This window comes from Tabrizicola sp., from assembly GCF_041913445.1.
GTDB lineage: Bacteria > Pseudomonadota > Alphaproteobacteria > Rhodobacterales > Rhodobacteraceae > Tabrizicola.
On the sequence record NZ_JAYSFG010000001.1, the window covers coordinates 114,700 to 136,445 of the forward strand.

Annotated in this window: 25 protein-coding genes; 8 read left to right on the top strand and 17 right to left on the bottom strand. The window is 66.5% G+C overall.

Features of this window, described 5'->3' with window-relative positions:
- Window positions 1–44 precede the first annotated feature (44 nt).
- The 10 genes from ACE3Q6_RS00580 to ACE3Q6_RS00625 form a co-directional block, all read right to left on the bottom strand.
- The gene (locus ACE3Q6_RS00580; RefSeq protein ID WP_374426551.1) at window positions 45–2,732 is read right to left on the bottom strand and encodes an ATP-binding protein; all 2,688 of its coding nucleotides are present in this window, start codon (window positions 2,730–2,732) and stop codon (window positions 45–47) included.
- Window position 2,733: 1 nt separating this feature from the next.
- Window positions 2,734–2,994, bottom strand: coding sequence for a hypothetical protein (locus ACE3Q6_RS00585; RefSeq protein WP_374426554.1), 261 nt, complete (start codon window positions 2,992–2,994; stop codon window positions 2,734–2,736).
- Window positions 2,991–3,362 carry a response regulator transcription factor gene (locus ACE3Q6_RS00590; RefSeq protein ID WP_374426557.1) on the bottom strand — a complete coding sequence of 124 codons (372 nt, stop codon included), beginning with the start codon at window positions 3,360–3,362 and terminating at the stop codon, window positions 2,991–2,993. Before ACE3Q6_RS00590 ends, ACE3Q6_RS00585 begins: the two co-directional genes overlap by 4 nt.
- A 103-nt stretch (window positions 3,363–3,465) precedes the next feature.
- Window positions 3,466–4,743 (bottom strand): helix-turn-helix domain-containing protein, encoded by a 1,278-nt coding sequence (locus ACE3Q6_RS00595; RefSeq protein WP_374426560.1) that lies wholly within the window; start codon window positions 4,741–4,743, stop codon window positions 3,466–3,468.
- A gap of 99 nt (window positions 4,744–4,842) precedes the next feature.
- Window positions 4,843–5,394 (bottom strand): outer membrane protein, encoded by a 552-nt coding sequence (locus tag ACE3Q6_RS00600; protein ID WP_374426563.1) that lies wholly within the window; start codon window positions 5,392–5,394, stop codon window positions 4,843–4,845.
- A 164-nt stretch (window positions 5,395–5,558) separates the two neighbouring features.
- Window positions 5,559–6,542, bottom strand: coding sequence for an ABC transporter substrate-binding protein (locus ACE3Q6_RS00605; RefSeq protein ID WP_374426567.1), 984 nt, complete (start codon window positions 6,540–6,542; stop codon window positions 5,559–5,561).
- A gap of 38 nt (window positions 6,543–6,580) precedes the next feature.
- Entirely contained in the window at window positions 6,581–7,426 is an 846-nt protein-coding gene (locus ACE3Q6_RS00610) for an ABC transporter permease (RefSeq protein ID WP_374426570.1), read from the bottom strand.
- On the bottom strand, window positions 7,423–8,289 hold the full coding sequence (locus ACE3Q6_RS00615; protein ID WP_374426572.1) for an ABC transporter permease: 867 nt from the start codon (window positions 8,287–8,289) through the stop codon (window positions 7,423–7,425). Before ACE3Q6_RS00615 ends, ACE3Q6_RS00610 begins: the two co-directional genes overlap by 4 nt.
- Window positions 8,286–8,621, bottom strand: coding sequence for a hypothetical protein (locus ACE3Q6_RS00620; RefSeq protein ID WP_374426574.1), 336 nt, complete (start codon window positions 8,619–8,621; stop codon window positions 8,286–8,288). Before ACE3Q6_RS00620 ends, ACE3Q6_RS00615 begins: the two co-directional genes overlap by 4 nt.
- A gap of 45 nt (window positions 8,622–8,666) precedes the next feature.
- The gene (locus ACE3Q6_RS00625; RefSeq protein ID WP_374427603.1) at window positions 8,667–9,455 is read right to left on the bottom strand and encodes an ABC transporter ATP-binding protein; all 789 of its coding nucleotides are present in this window, start codon (window positions 9,453–9,455) and stop codon (window positions 8,667–8,669) included.
- 134 nt (window positions 9,456–9,589) lie between these two features.
- Between ACE3Q6_RS00625 and ACE3Q6_RS00630 the strand changes: the two genes are divergently transcribed.
- Together ACE3Q6_RS00630 and ACE3Q6_RS00635 are read left to right on the top strand one after the other, a co-directional pair.
- Window positions 9,590–9,730, top strand: a complete 141-nt coding sequence (locus ACE3Q6_RS00630) for a hypothetical protein (protein WP_374426577.1) — start codon at window positions 9,590–9,592, stop codon at window positions 9,728–9,730.
- A gap of 39 nt (window positions 9,731–9,769) precedes the next feature.
- Entirely contained in the window at window positions 9,770–10,165 is a 396-nt protein-coding gene (locus ACE3Q6_RS00635; protein ID WP_374426580.1) for a cupin domain-containing protein, read from the top strand.
- Here ACE3Q6_RS00635 and hydA read toward each other — a convergent pair.
- The 3 genes from hydA to ACE3Q6_RS00650 are packed head-to-tail and all read right to left on the bottom strand — an operon-like array spanning window position 10,162 to window position 13,079.
- Window positions 10,162–11,613, bottom strand: coding sequence for a dihydropyrimidinase (gene hydA, locus ACE3Q6_RS00640; RefSeq protein ID WP_374426583.1), 1,452 nt, complete (start codon window positions 11,611–11,613; stop codon window positions 10,162–10,164). The genes ACE3Q6_RS00635 and hydA overlap by 4 nt on opposite strands.
- Before the next feature lie 9 nt (window positions 11,614–11,622).
- Window positions 11,623–11,832: a hypothetical protein gene (locus tag ACE3Q6_RS00645; protein ID WP_374426586.1), complete on the bottom strand. Its 210-nt coding sequence runs from the start codon at window positions 11,830–11,832 to the stop codon at window positions 11,623–11,625.
- Window positions 11,829–13,079 (bottom strand): Zn-dependent hydrolase, encoded by a 1,251-nt coding sequence (locus tag ACE3Q6_RS00650; protein ID WP_374426589.1) that lies wholly within the window; start codon window positions 13,077–13,079, stop codon window positions 11,829–11,831. Before ACE3Q6_RS00650 ends, ACE3Q6_RS00645 begins: the two co-directional genes overlap by 4 nt.
- 123 nt (window positions 13,080–13,202) lie before the next feature.
- Here ACE3Q6_RS00650 and ACE3Q6_RS00655 point away from each other — a divergent pair, with 123 nt between their 5' ends.
- The 4 genes from ACE3Q6_RS00655 (at window position 13,203) to ACE3Q6_RS00670 (ending at window position 15,723) form a co-directional block, all read left to right on the top strand.
- Entirely contained in the window at window positions 13,203–13,850 is a 648-nt protein-coding gene (locus ACE3Q6_RS00655; protein ID WP_374426592.1) for a TetR/AcrR family transcriptional regulator, read from the top strand.
- Between the two features lie 9 nt (window positions 13,851–13,859).
- Window positions 13,860–14,312 (top strand): heme-degrading domain-containing protein, encoded by a 453-nt coding sequence (locus tag ACE3Q6_RS00660; protein WP_374426595.1) that lies wholly within the window; start codon window positions 13,860–13,862, stop codon window positions 14,310–14,312.
- Window positions 14,313–14,639: 327 nt separating this feature from the next.
- Window positions 14,640–15,254, top strand: coding sequence for a TetR family transcriptional regulator C-terminal domain-containing protein (locus ACE3Q6_RS00665; RefSeq protein ID WP_374426598.1), 615 nt, complete (start codon window positions 14,640–14,642; stop codon window positions 15,252–15,254).
- Window positions 15,255–15,423: 169 nt separating this feature from the next.
- A complete protein-coding gene (locus ACE3Q6_RS00670) occupies window positions 15,424–15,723 on the top strand; it encodes a hypothetical protein (protein WP_374426601.1) in 300 nt (99 codons plus the stop codon).
- Here the strand turns inward: ACE3Q6_RS00670 and ACE3Q6_RS00675 are convergent.
- From ACE3Q6_RS00675 to ACE3Q6_RS00690, 4 genes are all read right to left on the bottom strand, one after another.
- A complete protein-coding gene (locus tag ACE3Q6_RS00675) occupies window positions 15,720–16,298 on the bottom strand; it encodes a uridine kinase (protein ID WP_374426604.1) in 579 nt (192 codons plus the stop codon). The two genes, ACE3Q6_RS00670 and ACE3Q6_RS00675, sit on opposite strands and share 4 nt — an antisense overlap.
- Window positions 16,295–17,593: an NAD-dependent dihydropyrimidine dehydrogenase subunit PreA gene (gene preA, locus ACE3Q6_RS00680; RefSeq protein ID WP_374426607.1), complete on the bottom strand. Its 1,299-nt coding sequence runs from the start codon at window positions 17,591–17,593 to the stop codon at window positions 16,295–16,297. Before preA ends, ACE3Q6_RS00675 begins: the two co-directional genes overlap by 4 nt.
- Window positions 17,594–17,662: 69 nt before the next feature.
- Window positions 17,663–18,193 (bottom strand): DedA family protein, encoded by a 531-nt coding sequence (locus tag ACE3Q6_RS00685; RefSeq protein ID WP_374426609.1) that lies wholly within the window; start codon window positions 18,191–18,193, stop codon window positions 17,663–17,665.
- 66 nt (window positions 18,194–18,259) lie between these two features.
- Window positions 18,260–19,579, bottom strand: coding sequence for an NAD(P)-dependent oxidoreductase (locus ACE3Q6_RS00690; RefSeq protein WP_374426611.1), 1,320 nt, complete (start codon window positions 19,577–19,579; stop codon window positions 18,260–18,262).
- Window positions 19,580–19,830: 251 nt separating this feature from the next.
- Here ACE3Q6_RS00690 and accB point away from each other — a divergent pair, with 251 nt between their 5' ends.
- Both accB and accC read left to right on the top strand, forming a co-directional pair.
- The gene (gene accB / locus ACE3Q6_RS00695; protein WP_374426614.1) at window positions 19,831–20,337 is read left to right on the top strand and encodes an acetyl-CoA carboxylase biotin carboxyl carrier protein; all 507 of its coding nucleotides are present in this window, start codon (window positions 19,831–19,833) and stop codon (window positions 20,335–20,337) included.
- An 11-nt stretch (window positions 20,338–20,348) separates the two neighbouring features.
- Window positions 20,349–21,695: an acetyl-CoA carboxylase biotin carboxylase subunit gene (gene accC / locus ACE3Q6_RS00700; protein ID WP_374426617.1), complete on the top strand. Its 1,347-nt coding sequence runs from the start codon at window positions 20,349–20,351 to the stop codon at window positions 21,693–21,695.
- Window positions 21,696–21,746: the final 51 nt, after the last annotated feature.

The following is a 21,746-nucleotide window of genomic DNA, read 5'->3' on the forward strand; positions in this document are numbered from 1 at the left end:
CCCTAGCCCGCGCTTCCCTTAGAAAGGGTTAACGTCCGCCAGCTTCAGGCCGCCTGCGACCGTTCCAGCCGCAAGGGCAGCGTGACGCGGAAGGCCGCACCGCCCTGCCCCGGCAGATAGGCGACCGAGCCCCCGAGGTTGGTCATGATCTCGCGGCAGATCGCCAGGCCAAGCCCTGCCCCCCCGGCGCGGTTGGCGTCGGTCAGGCGGGCGAACTTCTCGAAGATCAGCGCCTGGCTGTCCTTCGGGATACCCCTTCCGTTGTCGATGAAGTCCACCGTCACCCGACCGGCGCGCTGGCGCACGACGATCCGAAGCTCCGGCCGGGTCGCATCGCAGTATTTGCGGGCGTTCGAAATGAGGTTGATGAAGACCTGGGTCAGACGGTCAGCGTCGGTCTTGAGATAGATCGCCTCGGACGGCAGGTCGCGGACCACGGTGAACTCGCGGTCCGGACGTGTCTGCCGCGCGGCGGTCAGGGCGGTCTCGATCATTCCCTGCAGGCTGGCCAGAGACAGGGACAGCTGGACCGAGCCGTTTTCCAGGACCGAGAGGTCCAAGAGGTCATCCAGAAGCCGCGTGAGCCGCTTCGCCTCGTCATGGATGATCCGGCCGTAGCGGGTCACCGCATCGGGCGGCAGGCCGCCCTCGGTCAGGATTTCCGAGAAGGCGCGGATCGAGGTCATCGGGGTGCGCAACTCGTGGCTGATCTGGCTGAGGAAGGCGTCCTTCTGCAGCGAGAGCTGCGTCAGCTTCTCGTTGGCCTCCCGCAGGGCGCCGGCGGTCCGGGTCAGCTCGGCCTCGCGCGCTTCGAGCTGCGCGGAATATTCCAGGATCTGTGCGGATTCGGAGGCCACGGCCATCAGGTCCTCGACCGTCACCGTCGCGCGGCCGACAAGCTGGCTGATCATCGCATGGGCCGTCGCGGCCCCGACCGAGCCAGAGAGCCGCGCTTCCAGCCGGTCTAGGAAAGCAGGGGTCGGATCGGGCAGGAAGCCCTCTTTCCCCTGCGACCGGGCCGCAGACTGGAAAAGCGAGAGCGCCGTCTCCTCCCCCAGGATGCGCTGCGCCATGCCCAGAAGCGCCTCGGGCTCGGCCCGGCCGCGCGCCCAGCGTTGCGGGCCGACCGCGCCTTCGAACACGTTCACGAAGGCCGCGCCCTGCAGGCGTTCGACCGGGCCCGGGAAGGTCAAAAGCGAGCCAAGGCAGAAGGCCAGCATGTTCAGCGCCATCGACCAGAAGAGCGCGTGGATGATCGGATCCATCGCCTCGGTCCCGAAGAGCGCATGGGGACGCAGCCAGGACTGGCCGAAAAGGCCCTCGGAGAAGATCGCCTGAGACAGCGCGGCACCCGGCCCGAACGAGGGCAGGAACGAGGTGTAGGCCCAGATGACAAGGCCCGTGGTAAGACCAAGCATCGCCCCGGTCCGGGTCGCGCCGCGCCAGAAGATGCCGCCGATCAGCGCGGGCAGGACCTGCGCCACCCCGAGGAAGGCGATCAGCCCGATGGCCGCAAGCGCGGCAGACCCGCCCGAGACGTGATAGTAGCCATATCCAAGCGCCAGCACGGTCGCGATGGCCAGCCGCCGGGCGTTGAGGACGACCGACCGCAAGTCATCCTCGGCCGCGGCGCCGGGGCGCAGGCGCAGCCAGAGCGGAATGACCACGTGGTTCGAGATCATCGTGGCAAGCGCGATCGACTCCACGATCACCATCGACGTGGCCGAGGAGAACCCGCCCAGGAAGGCCAGCATCGCAAGCCCGGCCTGGCCCTCGGCCAGGGGGAGCGTCAGCAGGAACATGTCGGGGTTCGCGCCCTCGGGCATCCGCTCCAGCCCCACCACGGCGATGGGCACGATGAAGAGGCTCATCGCCAGAAGATACAGCGGAAAGGCCCAGCTTGCGCGGGCGAGATGGCCCTCGTCCTCGTTCTCGACCACCATGACCTGGAACATGCGGGGCAGCGTGATGACCGCAGCCGAGGACAGGAAGATCAACCCGGTCCAGCGCCCCGGCTGGACCTGCCAGGCCGCAAGGTCGGCGGCGTCGATCCGGGCGATGACATCCGCCACGCCGCCCGCGATCCCCCAGACGACGAAGCTGCCCACCGCGAGAAGCGCCACCAGCTTGACCACCGCCTCGACCGCGATGGCGGTCACGACGCCGTGGTGCTGTTCGCGGGCATCGAGGTTGCGGGTCCCGAAGAGGATGGTGAAGAAGGCAAGCCCAACCGCCACCCAGACCGCGATCTGGTCGGGGGCCATGGGGCGCGATCCGTCCGGCGCGGCCTTTGCGAAGACGCCGAAGGACAGGACGACCGACTGCAGCTGCAGAGCGATATAGGGCGTCGCCGCCACGACGGCGATCAGCGTCACGATGACGCCCAGCGTGTTCGACTTGCCGTAGCGCGACGAGATCAGGTCGGCCAGCGAAGTGACATGGTGTTGCCGACCGATCCGGACCAGCTTGCGCAGAAGCCACCACCAGCCCACGAAGACCAGCGTCGGCCCGAAGTAGATCGTCAGGAACTCAAGCCCCGAACGGGCGGCGTAGCCCACGGCACCGTAGAAGGTCCAGGCCGTGCAGTAGATCGACAGCGACAGGGTGTAGACCAGCGGTGAGCGCAGCCAACCCAGCCGCCCCCGCGACGCACGCCTTTCGACCAGGAAGGCGACGGTGAAGAGGAAGGCCACGTACAAGAGGCACGAGAGGACGAGGAGGTTGAAAGGCACCTCAGTCCTCCTCGTCGCTCGACCCGGCCCCTCCGCGCAGCCCCGGCGCAAAGGCGGCCGCGAGGCCGATCAGCACCAGCCAGACGACGAAGAAGTAGATCACGTCGCCCGAGGTCAGGGTCATGCTGGCATCCGGCGCCCAGAGAAGCGGCAGCAGCAGAAGGAAGATCCCGACCACCGGCAAGAGCCGTGCCGCATCGCGGAGCCGCCGTCGGCGATACGGTGCCCGAGCAAGAAACAGGGGACCCCTGGGCCGTTTCATCTGGTGCCACGGCCCAGCATGGCGCGGACCTCTGCCACGATCTCGGCGTTCGAGAAGGGCTTGGTCATGAACCGGTCGGCGCCGGCCTGTTCGGCCATCTCCCGGTCCCTCCCGCGCGCGGTCAGCATCATCACCGGAAGGTCTCGGCTTTCCGGATCGGCGCGAAGCGCGGTGAGGATTTCGAGGCCCGACATGCCCGGCAGCATATGGTCGAGGATGACAAGGTCCGGCGGGTCCTGCCGCACCAGCACAAGCGCGGCCGCACCCTCGGCGGCATGGCTGACGCGCAAGCCGTCGCGGGTCAGGAGGAACCCTATCGCCTCGGCGATGTTCGGTTCGTCCTCGATCAGAAGGACATGCTGCGTCACTGGTTCCCCCCGGACGGTCTGCAGCCGCCCTGCCCCAATATCGGCAGAAGCGGCGCGCCTGTCAAAGCCTAGCCGCGCCCGGCACCGCACCAAAAGGGCCGGCTCAACCAGAGCCCTCGGCCGCAAGGATCGACGGTTCGCGCCGCGCCGGACAATCGCCCAGAGCGCAGACCCGGCAGCTGGACCCGACGACAAGGGCAGGCCCGGCCCCGTCGTCGGGCAGGATCAGCATGGCGGCTTCGCGCAGTTCCGGGCCGCGGAGGCCCTGCGGATGGCGGGTTTCGGCCCAGGCGACGGCGCGGTGCCTGCGGTCGCTTTGCCCCGCCATCTGCAGGCGGGCCTCGAAGGGTTGATGGGGATGGCCAAGCGCACGGTAAAGCGGCCAGAGCGGGCAGGCCGAGCCGAAACGCGGCAGCGGAAAGCCGGTTGCGGGCTTGCGGAAGGTCAGGGTGCCGGACGCGTCGCAAAGGACAAGCCCTGCCGCCAGCCCGGCCGTTCCCGCAATCCGCCGCATCACCACCAGCGGCGAAACTCCGCAGCGGTCTGCCAGGACCAGGGGATCGGGCCCGAGCTCTGCCAGGGCCGCCTGGAACCGGGATTCGGGCAGGATGGCCGCGTCCTCGCGGGCACGGGCAAGGTGCGTGCGGGCAAGGCTGCGCGCGGCGCTTGAGACAAGCCCGCTGATCTCGTCCTCGAGCCCTGCTGCCAGGAGCGCGTCGGGGATCGACCAGCCCCGCCCGCGCAGCCAGTCCTCCACCTCTTCCTGCGGGGCTGCGATCCCCTGCTCCTTGATCCCCTGCCCCGCGTCCAGGAACCCCACCAGCGCCTCGGCCCCGGCGGCCAGCCGTTCGCTGTCCTGGTGCAGGTTCTGGTGGAACCTGTGCGCCCATTCCGGTTCCAGATCGGGCATTTCCGCCAGGATCGCCGCGGTCGCGCGGACGGCCGACAGGGACGAGAGAAGTTCGTGCAGCGACTGCGAAAGGTGCGGGTCGTGCGTCATCCGGTCGTTCAGCGCCTCGACGGCGCGTTCCAGGGCCCTGCCCTGAGCATCCAGGGTCAAGATCAGCCGGGCCCATCCGGGAAACCGGTCGACGAAATCCTCGACCTGCTCCACCTCCGGCCCCGCCCCGACCCGGGCCGCGGCGGCGCGCAAGTCCTCGACCAGGGCGGCATCCTGCCCCTTGTCCAGCGCAGTGCGGTCGATCTGCAGCGCGTCTGCCAGCCGTTCCATCACCTCGGGGGTGACCTTGCGGCGGTTGTGCTCGATCAGGTTCAGGTAGGAAGCGGAGATGCCGGCCGCTGCCGCGACCTCGGACTGCCGAAGCCCGGCCGCCAGACGGCGGTCGCGCAGCTTGGTCCCGGTCAAGGCAGAAAGCGGCATCGGGCCCTCCTGCCGCCAGTTTTACGGAACTTGTAAAGATTTACAAACGCGAAGGGCCGCACCCTTTGGCGCGGCCCCCGAATTTCGCCAGGTCCGAAATCAGAATATCATGCCGGCGCGAAGGGTGAAGGTCGACACGTCCGGCTCGACCTCGCGCACAGCGGCGCTTGCGTCGTTCTGCATCTTGCGGCTCAGGTATTCGCCGCCGATCGTGAAGGCATCGCTGATCTGGTAATCATAGCCGAGGCCAATCGAGATCCCGCTTCCATCTGAGGTCCCGCTGCTGACGAAAGCCTCGTTGGTGCTGTAGCCCAGGACGCCGTAGACCAGTCCAGGGCCCGCCGCATAACCAAAGCGGCCCTTCAGGTCCATGAGCAGTTCGATCCCCTGCGTGGGGAATGCCGCGCTGTTGATGTCGCCGGAATTGAAGGCGATCTCCGCGCCGTAGACCAGGTTGTTGCGCTGAAGGTTATAGCCCGCATGGAGCCCGTAGATCGTGCCGCTGTCGAGGGTATCCAGACCTGAAGGCGGCACCCCGACTTCGCCCGAACCCGATCCAACGGCGACGCCGATATAGCCGCCGGTCCAATCCTGTGCCGAGGCCACAGAACCAGCGAACAGCATTGCGAGGGTAACGAGAGCTGTTTTCACTTTTCACTCCTTAATGAACCTGCCTCCAATTATCGGTAACACAATGCGAATCGAACGGAATCTCTAAAGATTGCCCTCCGAGAACCCCACACGCTCACGTTGCATAAATGCAAGAAGGGTGCAGCCTTTCGGGCCGCACCCCCTGTCTTAGGACAATTTGCAGATTACTGCGCCAGCGCCTTGTCGGTGATCATGCTGGTCCAGGCCCCTTCCGGCGCCTTGGTGATCACCGGGTCCGACCCGCCCGCCAGAAGCGAAGCAACGGTCCGTTCCGCCGCCGCCACGTCCAGCGCGCCGTTCGAGCCGGCAGTCAGCTTGGCAACCTCGGACATCATGCGCTTCTGGTGCTGTTCGGTCTGAGCGCCGGTCTGGTCGTTCTCCAGCACGATCATCGCGGCTTCGTCCGAGTTCTCCTCGGCATATTTCCAGCCCTTCATCGAGGCGCGGACGAACTTGACCATCGTCTCCTGGAAGGCCGGATCGGCGAGGCGGTCTTCGAGGACATAGAGACCATCCTCCAGCGTCGCGACGCCCTGGTCTTCATACTTGAAGGTGACCAGCTGGTCCTCGGTGATCCCGGCGTCGATGACCTGCCAGTATTCGTTGTAGGTCATGGTCGAGATGCAGGCCGCCTGCTTCTGCAGGAGGGGATCGACGTTGAAGCCCTGCTTCAGGACCGTAACGCCACCGGGCGAGCCGTCGGTCTTCAGGCCAAGCTGCGACATCCAGGACAGGAACGGATATTCGTTGCCGAAGAACCAGACCCCCAGGGTCTTGTCGGCGAAATCGGCCGGCGAGGTGATCCCGGTTTCCTTCAGGCAGGTCAGCATCATCCCCGACGAGGCGAAGGGCTGGGCGATGTTCACCAGCGGCAGGCCCTTTTCGCGCGCGGCCAGCGCGGCCGGCATCCATTCCACGATCACGTCCGCCCCGCCGCCCGCGATGACCTGGGTCGGCGCGATGTCCGGGCCGCCCGGCAGGATGGTGACGTTCAGGCCCTCTTCCTCGTAGAAGCCCTTGGCTTGCGCGACATAGTAGCCGGCGAACTGGGCCTGGGTGACCCATTTCAGCTGCAGCTTGACGTCCTCGGCGATGGCGCCGGTGGCCGAGGCCGCCGCCAGGAAGGCCGCCGTGATCAGTTTCTTCATCTTCGTTTCTCCCGTGTTGGGCCCGTTCGGGGCCTTTGTTAATGCCGTTGCGACGGGTGCCAGAAGGTCACCCACCGTTCGATCAGCGTGATCAGCCCGTAGAGGACCGATCCCGCCAGAGCCGCGACCGCAATCGTGGCCCAAACCATGTCAAGGCCAAGTCGCCCCACCTCGGTCGAGATGCGGAAGCCCATGCCATAGACCGGACTGCCGAAGAATTCGGCAACGATGGCCCCGATCAGGGCCAGAGTCGATGCTATTTTCAGCCCGTTGAAGATGAAGGGCATCGCGGCGGGAAGCCGCAGCTTGACCAGGCTTTGCAGGTAGGACGCGCCCCAGGTCGCCATCAGGTCGCGCTGCATCCGCTCGCTGGCCTGCAGGCCCGCGACGATGTTCACCAGCATCGGGAAGAAGACCATGACCACCACGACGGCGGCCTTGGACTGCCAGTCGAAGCCGAACCACATCACCAGGATGGGGGCAAGGCCCACGATGGGCAGGGCCGCGACGAAGTTGCCGATGGGCAGAAGACCGCGTTGCAGGAACGGCGAGCGGTCGATGGCGATGGCGGTCAGGAAGGCCGCCCCTGCCCCGATCAGGAAGCCCGGGACCGCGCCTTTCAGGATCGTCTGCGCGAAGTCCTGCCAAAGGGTCGGCACCTCTCCCGCGATCTTCGCCGCGATGACGCTGGGGGCGGGAAGGATCACGCCCTCGATCCCCAGGCCGCGCACCAGCCCCTCCCACAGGACCAGCACCGTCGCCCCGAAGATCAGAGGCACCAGCGCGCGGCCAGGACCGGACCTCGACGCCCGGCTGCCAGCCAGCCAGACGTTGACCGCCCAGGCCGCCAGCCAGAAGCCGATGGCAAGCCAGAGCGCGGTCATGCCGGGACCCCCATCCGCTTGCGGGCCAGCCGCTCGACAAAACCCACCGCAAGGATCAGAAGCCCCGCCAGGATCGCCGCCGCAAACAGGGCGGCCCACATGATCAGGGGTTCTCCGAACTGCGAGCCGATCAGCATCCGCGCCCCAAGCCCCTCGATGGCGCCGGTGGGAAGCTCGCCCACGATCGTGCCCACCAGGCTTGCCGCCACGGCCACCTTCAGCGAGGCGAAGAAATAGGGCATCGAGGCGGGCAGGCGCAGCTTCAGGAAGGTCGCCGTCTCGCTGGCCCCGTAAGTCTTCAGAAGGTCAAGCTGCATCTGGTCGGGGCTGCGCAAGCCCTTCACCATGCTGACAAGGACCGGGAAGAACGAGAGGTAGGCCGCGATGATCGCCTTCGGGACATCGCGGTCGGTCAGGCCCAGCTGGCTGGACAGCGTGATGATCATCGGCGCCAGCGCAACGATGGGGATGGTCTGGCTGATGATCGCCCAGGGCATCACCGACATGTCCATCACCCGGAAGCGGACGATGGCCATCGCCAAGAGGACGCCGGTGATGATCCCAAGGCCGAAGCCCATCATCGTGCCCTTGAAGGTGATGAAGGCATGGTAGACGAGGCTGCGCTTCGAGGTCACCGCCTGGCCGAAGAACCCCTTCCAAAGCTCGGCCCCCACCTGGTGTGGCGGCGGGAGGAGCGGTCGGTCCTGGTTCATGGTCTGCGGGATTGCTTCAGCCCAGGTGACAGTGGTCCCGGCGCGTTCGGCCTGATCGAAGACCCAGGTCGCGTTCATCCAGACCGCGGCGGCATACCAGATCGCGATGATCCCGGCGAGGACGGTCAGGACGGGAAGCGCGCGGCTCATGCCTTGCCTCCCGTCGGCCAGGCGATCATGGCGACCGCGACCACGCCAAGCGCCATGCCGGCCATCTGCAGGCCCGTCGGACGCTCGCCGAAGACGAAGATCGCCATGACGCTGATCGCCACCAGCTGGAAGATCGCCGACAGGGCAATGGCAAGGCCCAACCCGTTGGCCTTCATCACCTGCACCATGATCCAGTTGCCGACGCAGAACATCGCCAGCGCGCCGACCAGGATCGGCAGCTGCCCCTTGGTCGCATAGACCTTGAGCACCGCATTGGCCGCGACGAAGACCACCGTGGCGGCGGACAGCCAGAGGAAAGTCACTCCGGTCATGCCCGCCCCCCAAAGATGGACGGGACCTGTAGAAAAGCGTCGGCCCTAGTCTTCATGGTGACCGGCCCTCAGCCCCTCGCGCACGCGGTGGGCGATCTCGATGAACTCCCGGCTGTCGCGGATGTCGAGCGGCCGCTCCTTCGGAAGGGGCGAGTCGATGACGTCGGTGATCCGCCCCGGCCTGGGGGACATGACGACGATCTTGGTGGACAGGTACACCGCCTCGGGGATCGAGTGGGTGACGAAGCCAATGGTCTTGCCGGTCCGCGCCCAAAGCTTCAGCACCTCTTCGTTCAGCCGGTCGCGGACGATCTCGTCCAGCGCGCCGAAGGGTTCGTCCATGAGCAGGATGTCCGCGTCGAAGGCCAGCGCCCGGGCAATCGAGGCGCGCTGCTGCATCCCGCCGGAAAGCTGCCAGGGGAACTTCTTGCCGAAGCCCTTCAGCTCCACCAGCTCCAGCACGCGCTCGGTCCGTTCCTCCTGCTCGGCCTTGGAAAAGCCCATGATCTCAAGTGGAAGCTTGATGTTCCCCGCGATGGTCCGCCACGGGTAAAGCCCGGCTGCCTGGAAGACATAGCCATAGGCCCGCTTCCGCCGGGCCTCGTCCGGCGACATCCCGTTCACGGTCAGCGTGCCGCCCGTCGGATGCTCCAGCGCCGCGATGGCGCGCAGGAACGTGGTCTTCCCGCAGCCCGAGGGCCCGATGAAGCTGACGAAATCGCCCTGGTTGATCGTCAGGTTCACGTCCTTCAGCGCTTGCACCGGCCCGTCGGCGGTCTGGAACACCAGGTTCACCCCCTTGGCCTCGATCACCGGCTGGCCCTGGCTTGCCATGTCCTTCACGCCCACGTCCCCTCGTTCATTTCTCGCGCAGCGGCTCGCGCAGCTTCACATTCCCGTTGCCGATCCCCGGCAGACTTGCGACCGCTGCCTTGCGTCCCCACCTCGCCCGAAACCGGAGGACCGCCATGCTTATCAATGTCTTGCAGACGACCCTCGCCTTCGCCCCCGCACCCGAGGACCTGGAAGAGGTCTTCTTCGACGCCCCCGTAATCGCCTTCGCCCCGCCCGACCGGGACGACGAGGAATCCGAACCCGGCGAGCCCTGAGGCATGGTATCCTCCGCGCAGCCGCGAAGGAGCCCGCCCATGCCCGATTGCCGCAAGATCCGCCCTGCCGACCGCTATTCCGGCAAGCAGGGTTTCACCTACGACGCCGGAATCGCTGCGGAAACAGTGGGTTCCACGGCGATCTGCATGCATCTTCTGACTGTCCCGCCGGGGGGCCGCGCGAAGGCACACAAGCATGCGACGCATGAGACGGCGATCTACCAGCTGACGGGCCGGGCGGTGATGTACTGGGGCGAGAGGTTGGAAAACCGGATGGAGACCGAGGCCGGCGACCTGATCTACATCCCCGCCGACGTCCCCCACCTGCCCTTCAACCCCGGCCCCGAGCCCTGCACAGCCGTCATCGCCCGGACCGACCCGAACGAGCAGGAAAGCGTCGTGCTCTTGCCGGAATTGGAGCATCTGGTGCCTTAGACGCCCGTTGCCGGGATACCCGTCCGCTCCACCGGACGCGGGGCGGTCAGGTCCTTCCACTGGGTCAGCGCGCGGTTGACCGCCGGACGGGCCTCGCGGGCAACGAATTTGCCGTGGCCCTCTTGCGTGCGCACCTCGCCGTCGTGGATCGCGACATGGCCGCGGGTTAGGGTGAACCGTGGCAGGCCCTTCACGGTGTGGCCCTCGAAGACGTTGTAGTCGATCTTCGACTGCTGGCGCGCCGCGCCGATGGTCTTGGTCTTCTCGGGATCCCAGACCACGAGGTCCGCATCCGCCCCCACCAGCACCGCGCCCTTCTTCGGGTAGCAGTTCAGGATTTTCGCGATATTGGTTGAGGTTACGGCCACGAATTCATTCGGCGTCAGGCGGCCCGTGCCGACTCCGTGGGTCCAGAGCATCGGCATCCGGTCCTCCAGCCCCCCCGTCCCGTTCGGGATCTTGGAAAAGTCGCCAAGGCCGTAGCGCTTCTGTTCCGTGGTGAAGCTGCAATGGTCGGTCGCCACCACCGAGAGCGAACCGCTCATGAGACCCGCCCAGAGGCTGTCCTGGTGCTGCTTGTTGCGGAACGGCGGGCTCATCACCCGGCGTGCGGCGTGGTCCCAGTCGGGGTGGAAGTATTCGGACTCATCCAGCGTCAGGTGCTGGATCAGCGGCTCGCCCCAGACCCGTTTCCCCTGCTGGCGGGCCCGGCGGATCGCCTCATGCGCATCCTCGCAGCTGACGTGGACGACATACAGCGGCACCCCCGCCATGTCGGCGATCATGATCGCGCGGTTCGTGGCCTCGCCCTCCACCTGCGGCGGGCGGGAATAGGCGTGGCCCTCGGGGCCAGTGTTGCCTTCCTTCAGAAGCTTCGCCGTCAGTTCCGCCACCACGTCGCCGTTCTCGGCATGGACCATCGCGAGGCCGCCCACATCCCCCACCCGGCGGAAGGAGTTGAAGAGCTCGTCGTCGTTCACCATCAGCGCGCCCTTGTAGGCCATGAAGTGCTTGAAGCTGGTGATGCCCGCCTTGGCGGACTCCTCGATCCCGGTCCAGACCTTCTCGCCCCACCACGTGACGGCCATGTGGTAGGAATAATCGCAAGTGGCCCGAGTGGACTTGTTCGACCAGACCTTGGCCGCATCCATCAGGTCCTGTCCCTGCCCCGGCAGGATGAAGTCGACGACCATCGTGGTCCCGCCACTCAGCGCCGCCCGGGTGCCGGACTCAAAATCATCCGCCGAGTAGGTGCCCATGAAGGGCATCTCCAGATGCGTATGCGGATCGATCCCGCCGGGCATCACATAGCAGCCGGTTGCGTCCAATTCGGAGCCGCCCTTGAGGCCCTGCCCGATCTCGGTGATCACCCCGTTCTCCACCCGCACATCCGCCTTGTAGGTGAGGTCGGCGGTGACGACGGTGCCGTTCTTGATGATGGTGGTCATGTGCGGCTCCTATTTGACAAGAACGTTTCGAAGATTGGCAACAACCGCGAGAAGCGCCGCGCCCGCGACCCCGCCAAGGACGACAAGGCCGAAGAGCCTGCCCGGCGCAAGGTCGGTCCCGGCCATGGTCACCAGCGCCCAGATCAGCGCCAGAACCGACCCGAAGATGAACCCCAGCCCGCTGAGGCGCACCACGCTCCACTTGCTCTCGGCGCTCACCCCACCACCTCCGCCACCTCAAGGCAGGCGTGGAGGAGAACATCCGTCCCCGCCGCCGCCCATTCGGGGCTGATTTTCTCTGCCTCGTTGTGGGAAAGGCCATCCACGCAGGGGCACATCACCATGACCGTCGGCGCGACGCGGTTGATCCAGCAGGCGTCGTGGCCGGCGCCGGAGACGATGTCCATGTGGGAATAGCCCAGCTTTTCAGCGGATTGCCGGACGATCTTCACAAGGCCGGGGTCAAAGGTGACGGGGTCGAAGTGGCCCACGTCCTCGATCTCGCAGCCCAACCCCAGCTCCTTCGCCACCGCATGGGCGGCACGAATGACTTCGGCCTTCATCGCGTCGAGCTTTGCCTGTTCGGGGGACCGGATGTCGACGGTGAACACCACCTTCCCCGGGATCACGTTGCGCGAGTTCGGGAAGACCTTCACCTGCCCCACCGCGCCCACGGCGTTCGGCTGGTGGCTCATCGCGATCTGGTGGACGCGTTCGGTGATCCGCGCCATGCCGAGGCCCGCATTGACCCGCATGTGCATGGGGGTCGATCCAGTATGGGCGTCCTTGCCGGTCAGCGTGATCTCCAGCCACCACAGGCCCTGGCCGTGGGTCACGACGCCGATGTCCTTGCCCTCGGCCTCCAGGATCGGACCCTGTTCGATGTGGAGTTCAAGCATCGCGTGCATCTTCCGCGCGCCGACCTTCTCATCGCCCACCCAGCCGATGCGGGCCAGTTCCTCGCCGAAGACTTTGCCGTCGAGGTCCTTGCGGGACTTGGCATATTCCTCGGTATGGATGCCCGCGAAGACCCCCGAGGCGAGCATGGCAGGCGCGAACCGCGCGCCCTCTTCGTTTGTCCAGTTCGTCACCACGATCGGGTGCTTCGTCTTGACGCCCATGTCGTTCAGCGTTCGAACCACCTCCAACGCGCCCAGGACGCCAAGGACGCCGTCATACTTCCCACCCGTCGGCTGCGTGTCGAGGTGACTTCCCATGTAGACCGGCAGTGCCGAAGGGTCCGTCCCTGGACGCGTTGCGAACATGTTGCCCATCGTGTCGACGCCCATCGACATCCCCGCCGCCTCGCACCAGCGCTTGAAGAGGTGGCGGCCTTCGCTGTCGGCGTCGGTCAGGGTCTGCCGGTTGCAGCCGCCCGCCACGCCGGGGCCGATCTTGGCCATCTCTTCCAGCGAATCCCACAGGCGCGCAGGATCGATCCGCAGGTTGTCCCCGGTGGCTGGCATCAGCTTAGCTCCCTGTTCGCGCGGGGCCATCCTGCCCCTTGCCGCGACTCGTTTCCTGACCGTATGGTCAAGGTGAAGCGCAACACAACCTGACCAACCGGTCAACAAAAATATGGGACCTCGATGAGCGGCGATGCCCAGATTTCGCGCCTTAAACCGGGTCGCCGCACAGATATTCGGCGCGAGAATGAGCGTGCGATCCTGGAGGCCGCCGAGAAGGTCTTCGCCGAGGCCGGGTTCGGGGGGGCGACCATGCAGCTCATCGCCGACATGGCGGGGCTTCCGAAGGCCAACCTGCACTACTACTTCGCCACCAAGGAAGACCTCTACCGCCGCGTAGTGCAGCAGATCTTCGAGATCTGGCTGGATGCGGCATCGAGCTTCGACGACGCGCCGGGGCCGGTCGAGGGGATCGGGGCCTACATCGACGCCAAGATGGACATCAGCAGGACGCATCCACATGGGTCCAAGGTCTGGGCGTCCGAGGTGATGCACGGCGCGCCGGTGATCCAGGACTATCTGGAGACGACGCTGCGCGACTGGACCGAGGGGCGGATCGCGGTGATCCAGCGCTGGATCGATGAGGGCAAGATGCAGCCGGTGAACCCGCGGCACCTTCTCTACATGCTTTGGGCAACGACCCAGCACTATGCGGATTTCGGCCACCAGATCCAGACGCTGAACGGCGGCGCGCCGCTTACGGACCGGCAGTGGCGCGAGGCGAAGGCGAGCGTGCGTGACATGGTCCTGCGCGGAATCGGGGCGATCTAGGAGATGACGATGGACATTGCCCACCTGGAAGCGGAGTACGCCGCACTGGACCTGCCGCAGTTCGACGAGGTCACGGCGCTGCGGCTTGGCCAGGTGCTGGTGGATCTGGCACTGGCGGACCGCCTGCCGGTGGTGATCGACATCCGCACCCCGGACCGGACGCTTTTCCATGCGGGCCTGCCCGGTTCGGCACCGCTGAACGACCTCTGGGCGCGGCGGAAGTCGAACACGGCGCTGATGTTCCAGCTGCCCTCGCTTCTGGTGGCCGCGCGGAACAAGGCCAAGGGCGAGCCCCTGGACAAGCATGGGTTGTCCGGCGCGGACTATGCCGACAGCGGCGGTGCGGTGCCAATCCGGGTCCGGGGCGTGGGCGTGGTGGCGGTCGCGACCGTCTCGGGCCTGCCGCAGGTCGAGGACCACAAGCTGGTCGTCCGCGGGATCCGGGCACTGGCAGGCGGCTAGCTGCGGCGGTTCACCGCAGGTGGTTGCGCCTGTCGCGGCCCTGCCTAGCTCTCCTGGACGAAAACCATGGAGACATCAATGTTTTCAGGCCTGAAGCGTTCGCTCCTGCTCATCACGGCGATGCTGACGGTGGTGCCTTGGGGCATCATGCAGGCGGTGCAGTAGCCTCTGCGGCCGCGCCGCAGGGCCGCTGTCCACCCCCTCGGGATGGCGGGCCTGCGGCATCTTCCTCTGCGGGGGGTCAAGTGCCGCTGGCAGGCGGCGAACCATTTGACCTTCCACTTACCCCCGCGCTATCCAAGGGGTCCGCACCAGCAGTCCGGACCCATGGCACCGACCCAGCGCCCCAGATCCCGCATCCAGCAACGCAACCGCGAGCTTATCCTGGACGCGGCGTTGGAGGTATTCTCGGCCCACGGCTTCCGGGGCGCGACGCTGGACCAGATCGCCGAGGTGGCGGGGCTGTCCAAGCCGAACCTCTTGTACTATTTCCCGTCGAAGGAAGAGGTCCACACCGCGCTTCTGACCGGGCTTCTGGACACCTGGCTTGACCCCTTGCGCGCGATGAACCCCGCCGGGCAGCCCTTGCAGGAAATCCTCGCCTATGTCCGCCGGAAGCTCGACCTGGCGCGGGACTTCCCGCGGGAGAGCCGGCTTTTTGCGGGCGAAATCCTGCAGGGCGCGCCCCGGATACGGGAGGCGATCGAGGGGGACCTGCGTCGGCTGGTGGAGGAAAAGGCCGCCGTCCTGACGCGCTGGATGGACGAGGGGCGGATCGCGCGGGTCGATCCGGTGCACCTTGTCTTCTCGATCTGGGCGCTGACCCAGCATTACGCGGACTTTGACGTGCAGGTCCGGGCGGTGCTGGGTCCCGATCACGACCCGTTCAAGGAGGCCGGAGGCTTCCTCGAGACGCTGTTCACGCGCCTCTTGCGGCCCTGACGACCGCGCGTGGACAGGACCGGGTACCAAAGGAAGATCAAGGACTTCGCCGTGGACATTCACGTTTCGCAAACCTATGCGATCCCTTGAATTTTAGGTATTTGCCGCGTGTCCGTTAGGGAAATGTGAGGTAATTTCCGCCGAGGGGGTCACCATTGGGGGTCATGCCATGGACCTGATTTCTGCCATCCGGTCGCAACAGCCGGTCCAGCTTCCCGCGGCGCAGCAGGCACCGGACCGGGCGGTCAGCGCGGCGGCCGCGGCAAGCAGCAAGCCGGTCGCCGAAACGATCCACCGCCAGGCGCCGCAGCCGCCCGCATCCGCGGGCGCGCAGGTGTCGATCCGCCTGGCCGATCGCGACGACGACCGACATCCCGCGGCCGAGGCGCGGGCTGCCGCCCAGGCTGCACGGGATGCCTATATCAAGGCCAGCATCGCGGCGGGCGTCAGTCCCCTGCCCCTGCCCTAGCTCAGGTCAAGCACCAGGTCGAAACCCGCCTCGGGCGCGGCATGGGCGAAGTACCAATCCTCGGCCTCGTGCCACTGGCGTTCCCAGGGGCCGATGTCGCCTTCGCGCTGCAGAAGACGCGCCTCGCGCAAGGCGGGCGGCACAGTGGCGAGGATCGACAGATCCACCAGGTCCCGCAGTTCCGGCCGCGCCGAATAGGCGCCCTCCAGGATCAGGATCGGCGCCGGAGCGACCTCGGTTGCCTTGGTCGCAAGCGAGCCGTCGAAAGCGTCCCAGTCGAAGGCGTGATAGCTGGCCGGGTGACCCGCGCGCAGAGCGGTCAGGACCCGGCGCTGCGCCTGCCAGTCGATGCAGCGCGCGGCGCGGGATTGCGGCGTGTCGCCGAGGATCCCGGTGCCCCCGGCATAGAAATCGTCGCCTTCGATCACCGTGGCGCCCAGCCTTTCTGCCAGCGCCTCGGCCAGCGTGGACTTGCCCGTCCCGCTGCGCCCGTCGATGGCGACGACAAGCGGCCCGGAGGTCTTTCGGGCCGCTTTCAGGATCAGGGCTTCGGCCTGAAGGACGGGCTCCGTCACTCCGCCGCCTGGGCCATCGGGTTGTTCGGATGCGTCGTCCAGTCGGCGAAGTCGCCAACCACCTTGCCCGTGCGGGGATCGACGGCCCCTTTCGGCAGTTCGCGCATGGTGATGCAGTTGTCCACCGGGCAGACGTCGACGCAGAGGTTGCAAGCCACGCACTCCTCGTCCTTCACCGTGAAGACCCGGTCGGGCGACATGGCGATGGCCTGGTGGCTGGTGTCCTCGCAGGCCGCGTAGCAGCGCCCGCAGGAGATGCAGAGGTCCTGGTCGATCTGCGCCTTGGTGACGTAGTTCAGGTTCAGGTGCTGCCATTCGACGAAGTTCGGCACGGCGCGGCCGATGAGATCGGAAAGCGACATCTGCTTTTCGTCGAGGTATTGCGAGAGCCCTGAGATCATCTCCTGCACGATCTTGAAGCCGTAGGTCATCGCGGCGGTGCAGACCTGCACGTTGCCTGCACCCAGGGCCATGAACTCTGCCGCGTCGCGCCAGGTGGTGACGCCGCCGATGCCGCTGATCGGCAGGCCGCGGGTTTCCTGATGGCGCGCGATCTCGGCCACCATGTTCAGCGCGATGGGCTTCACCGCCGGGCCGCAATAGCCGCCGTGCGACCCCTTGCCGTCGATCATCGGGAAGGGCGAGAAATGGTCGAGGTCGACATTGGTGATCGACTTCACCGTGTTGATCAGGCTGACAGCATCCGCTCCGCCCCGGTTCGCCGCCATCGCGGGCGGCAGGATCGAGGTCACGTTCGGTGTCAGCTTCACGATGCAGGGCATGCGGCTGTACTGCTTGACCCAGCGGGTCACCATCTCGATGTATTCCGGCACCTGCCCCACGGCGGACCCCATGCCGCGTTCGGCCATCCCATGCGGGCAGCCGAAGTTCAGCTCGACGCCGTCGGCCTCGGTATCCTCGATCTGCTTGAGGATCGCCTTCCAGTGGTCCTCCTCGCAAGGCACCATGAGGGAGATGACCAGCGCCCGGTCCTTCCACTTGCGCTTGACTTCCTTGATCTCGCGCAGGTTCACCTCCAGCGGGCGGTCGGTGATGAGTTCGATGTTGTTCAGGCCCAGAAGCCGGCGGTCCGCCCCCCAGATCGCGCCGTAGCGCGGGCCGTTCACGTTGACGATGGGCGGGCCTTCCGCGCCCAAGGTCTTCCAGACCACGCCGCCCCAGCCCGCCTCGAAGGCGCGCTCGACGTTGTATTTCTTGTCCGTGGGCGGCGCCGAGGCCAGCCAGAACGGGTTCGGGGACTTGATGCCAATGAAATTCGAGCTGAGGTCAGCCATTTGACGCCTCCTTGCGGCACGCTGGGAGTGATGCGGGGGAAGTAGGGTGGGCGAAGCGCCCACCGCGGCTTAGAAAAGCGACCAGATCCAGCCGATGAGATCGCCGCCGAACTGGCCGAGCTTCGGCACGATGAAGGCCCAGGCGACGCAGCCGAGGCTGTTCCAGAACATGAAGCGCGGCAGGGTCATGCCGCTCATTCCGGCCATGAGGAACACCACGGGCCGGAAGATCGTGGTGAAATGGCCGATGAAGATCGTCACCGGGCCATACTTGTCGAAGGTGGCCTGAGCCTTTTCCACCCAGTCCGGATGGTCGCGCAAGGGCCGCATGGTCAGGATATGCGTGCCGTAGCGCCGCCCCAGCCAGTAGCTGAAGGTCGACCCGATCAGCGCGCCGATCGTGGCCCCGATCCAGAGCGCGGTGAAGGACAGCGCCCCGGTGGCGGCAAGCGCCCCCACGGCGGCAAGCACCGGCGTCGATGGGATGAGAAGCGACAGGAAGGCCGTGGTCTCGGCAGCTGCGAACAGCACCATGATGAACGGAAACCAGTCCTGGTTCTGTTCGATGAAGGTGATGATATCGGCGGCGAATGCGTCCACGAGGATCCCTTTCCGGCGCCCCTTCTGGCCCGGCTCCCCGACGAACGCAAGGGAGGAGCGTGTGCATCAGAGTGCCATGAGCGTCAGGTGGATCGCCTCGGCGGCGTCGCGGCCTTCAGCGACGGCGGTGACGGTCAGGTCCTCGCCCCCCGCCGCGCAGTCGCCCCCGACCCAGACCTTGCCGGTCGTTCCCGCGATCTTGCCGCCGGTAACCGGCAGGCCGTCGGGCGCGCCCACCAGCGTTTGGCCGATCGCCTTGAACACCTGGTCGGCCTTGAGCGTGAAGGTCTCGGACGAGAGCGTCAGGCCGGTCGGGCCTTCGGAGGTGTAGGCGAACTCCACCGCCTCGGCCTTGCCGTTCCCAAGGACGCGGACGGGGGCGGCGTTGTGGATGATGCGGACGCCCGCCTGGGCGGCATGTTCCTGTTCGTAACCCGAGGCGGACATCTTCTCCTGTCCCCGGCGGTAGACGATGGTGACGTTCTCGGCGCCAAGGAGCTTCGACTGGACGGCCGCGTCCACGGCGGTCATGCCGCCGCCGATGACGACGACGTCTCGGCCGATGGGCAGGGTGGAGACATCGGCGGCCTGGCGCAGTTCGGCGATGAAGTCGACGGCGTTGCGGACGCCTGCCAGGTCCTCGCCCGCCGCGCGAAGCGCATTGACGCCGGCAAGGCCGATGCCAAGGAAGACGGCGTCATATTCGGCTTCCAGCTGGGCCAGCTGGATGTCGCGGCCAAGCTCCATGCCGGTGCGGATCTCGATCCCGCCGATCTGGAGAAGCCAGTCGACCTCTTTCTGCGCGAAGCCGCCGGTGGCCTTGTAGCTGGCGATACCGTATTCGTTCAGGCCCCCCGCCTTGGGGCGGCGTTCGAAGATTACGACGTCGTGGCCGTGCATGGCGAGGCGATGGGCGCAGGCAAGGCCCGCAGGCCCGGCGCCGACGACGGCGATACGCTTGCCGGTGGATGGGGCGCGGGTGAAGGGGTGCAGGCCCTTGGCCATCGCCACGTCAGTCGCATAGCGCTGGAGGCGGCCGATCTCGACCGGCTTGCCCTCGGCGGCCTCGCGGACGCAGGCTTCCTCGCAGAGCGTTTCGGTGGGGCAGACGCGGGCGCAGATGCCGCCCAGGATGTTCTGGTTCCAGATCGTCTTGGCCGCTGCCTCGGGTGTGCCGGTGGCGATCTGGCGGATGAAGAGGGGGATGTCGATCGAGGTCGGGCAGGCCGTGATGCAGGGCGCGTCGTGGCAGAAGTAGCAGCGGTCGGCGGCGACCCGCGCTTCGTGCCGGTCAAGCGCGGGCTCGTGGTCGGCGAAGTTCGTGCAATAGGCTTCGGCTGGCAGGCGGCCCGGAACAATGCCGGGCGTCAGCGGGCTGTTCGTCATGGGACGTCTCGTCCTCCCCTGTGCTTGTTTTGGGAAAGGCTGGCACAGGTCCATTTTTTTATCAAACGGTAAATTTTCGTCGGACACAGATTCCCGAGGGAATGCCCGTTTTCCGGGCAGCGCGGCTGGTAGCGCCAACGCTTTCGCGGCTTTTCAGCCCCGGCAGGGTCGCGTATAAGCGCCCAATACCAGACTGCGGGGGGCATTTCCCAACCCGCGCGCGCCCAGGGCAGAGAAGAACAGAGGACCCGATGAGCAAGCAGAACACCGACACCGATGTCGCCTTCATCTCGGCGCTTGCCGAGCTTCTGAACAAGAACGACCTGACCGAACTGTCGGTGAAGCGGGAATACGGCGAGGACGACAGCCTGGAGGTTCGCGTCGTCAAGCAGGCCAACGTCGTGACCGTGGCCGCGGCACCCGCACCTGTGTCCTATGCCCCTGCCCCTGCCCCGGCTGCCGCCTCTGCGCCTGCTGCAGCGGCCCCGGCTGCCGCCCCCGCCAACGAGGACCCGGCCCAGCACCCCGGTGCCGTGACTTCGCCCATGGTCGGCACGGTCTATCTGGCGGCCGAGCCCGGCGCCTCGCCCTTCGTGACCATCGGCGCGCAGGTGAGCGAGGGCCAGACGGTCCTGATCATCGAGGCGATGAAGACGATGAACCACATCCCGGCCCCGAAGGCGGGCACGGTGAAGCGCATCCTGGTCGAGGATGGCCACCCGGTCGAATACGGCGCGCCGCTGATGATCATCGAATGAGGGGCGCACCCATGTTCGACAAGATCCTGATCGCCAACCGGGGTGAGATCGCCCTGCGCGTGATCCGCGCCTGCCAGGAAATGGGGATCAAGTCGGTGGCTGTCCATTCCACCGCTGACGCCGACGCGATGCATGTCCGGATGGCCGATGAATCGGTCTGCATCGGCCCCGCGCCCTCGTCGGAAAGCTATCTCTCCAAGGCCGCGATCATCTCGGCCTGCGAGATCACCGGGGCGCAAGCCGTGCATCCGGGCTATGGCTTCCTGTCCGAAAACGCGGCCTTCGCCCAAGCGCTGGAGGACCACGGGATCACCTTCATCGGCCCCAATGCGGAACATATCCGCATCATGGGCGACAAGATCACCGCGAAGGAAACCGCGAAAGAGCTGGGCATCCCCGTGGTGCCGGGCTCGGACGGCGGCGTTCCGGACTTCGAGACGGCCAGGCGCGTGGCCGAGGAGATCGGCTATCCGGTCATCATCAAGGCCACCGCCGGCGGCGGCGGTCGGGGCATGAAGGTCGCCAAGGACGCGACCGAGCTGGAAATCGCCTTCCGCACCGCGCGGAGCGAGGCGAAGGCCGCCTTCGGCAACGACGAAGTCTACATGGAGAAGTATCTCCAGCGTCCGCGCCACATCGAGATCCAGGTCTTCGGCGACGGCCGTGGCGGCGCGGTGCATCTGGGGGAACGCGACTGTTCGCTGCAACGCCGCCACCAGAAGGTCTTCGAGGAAGCGCCCGGCCCGGCCATCACGCCGAAGCTGCGCAGCGAGATCGGCAGCATCTGCGCCGAAGCGATGAAGAAGCTGAAATACATCGGCGCCGGGACGATCGAGTTCCTTTACGAGGACGGAAAGTTCTACTTCATCGAGATGAACACCCGCCTGCAGGTGGAACACCCGGTGACCGAGGGCATCTTCGGCGTCGACCTCGTGCGCGAACAGATCCGCGTCGCCTCTGGCATGGACCTGTCCTTCACGCAGGAGGAGCTGGAGATCAACGGCCACTGCATCGAGGTGCGGATCAACGCCGAGAAGATCCCCAACTTTTCGCCCTGCCCCGGCCGGATCACCCAGTTCCACGCTCCGGGCGGCCTTGGCGTTCGGATGGATTCCGCGATCTACGACGGCTACCGGATCCCGCCCTATTACGACAGCCTGATCGGCAAGCTGATCGTCCACGGCCGTGACCGGCCCGAGGCGCTGGCGCGGCTGAAGCGGGCGCTGTCCGAGCTGATCATCGACGGCATCGATACGTCGATCCCGCTGTTCCACATGCTTCTGGCCGAGCCAGACATTCAGAACGGCGAATACAACATCCATTGGCTGGAGAAGTGGCTGGCCGAGAAGTTCGCCTGACCTGAGGGGGCGCCCACCTGGGCGCCCTGCCGCAAAAGTCTTCGAAGACTT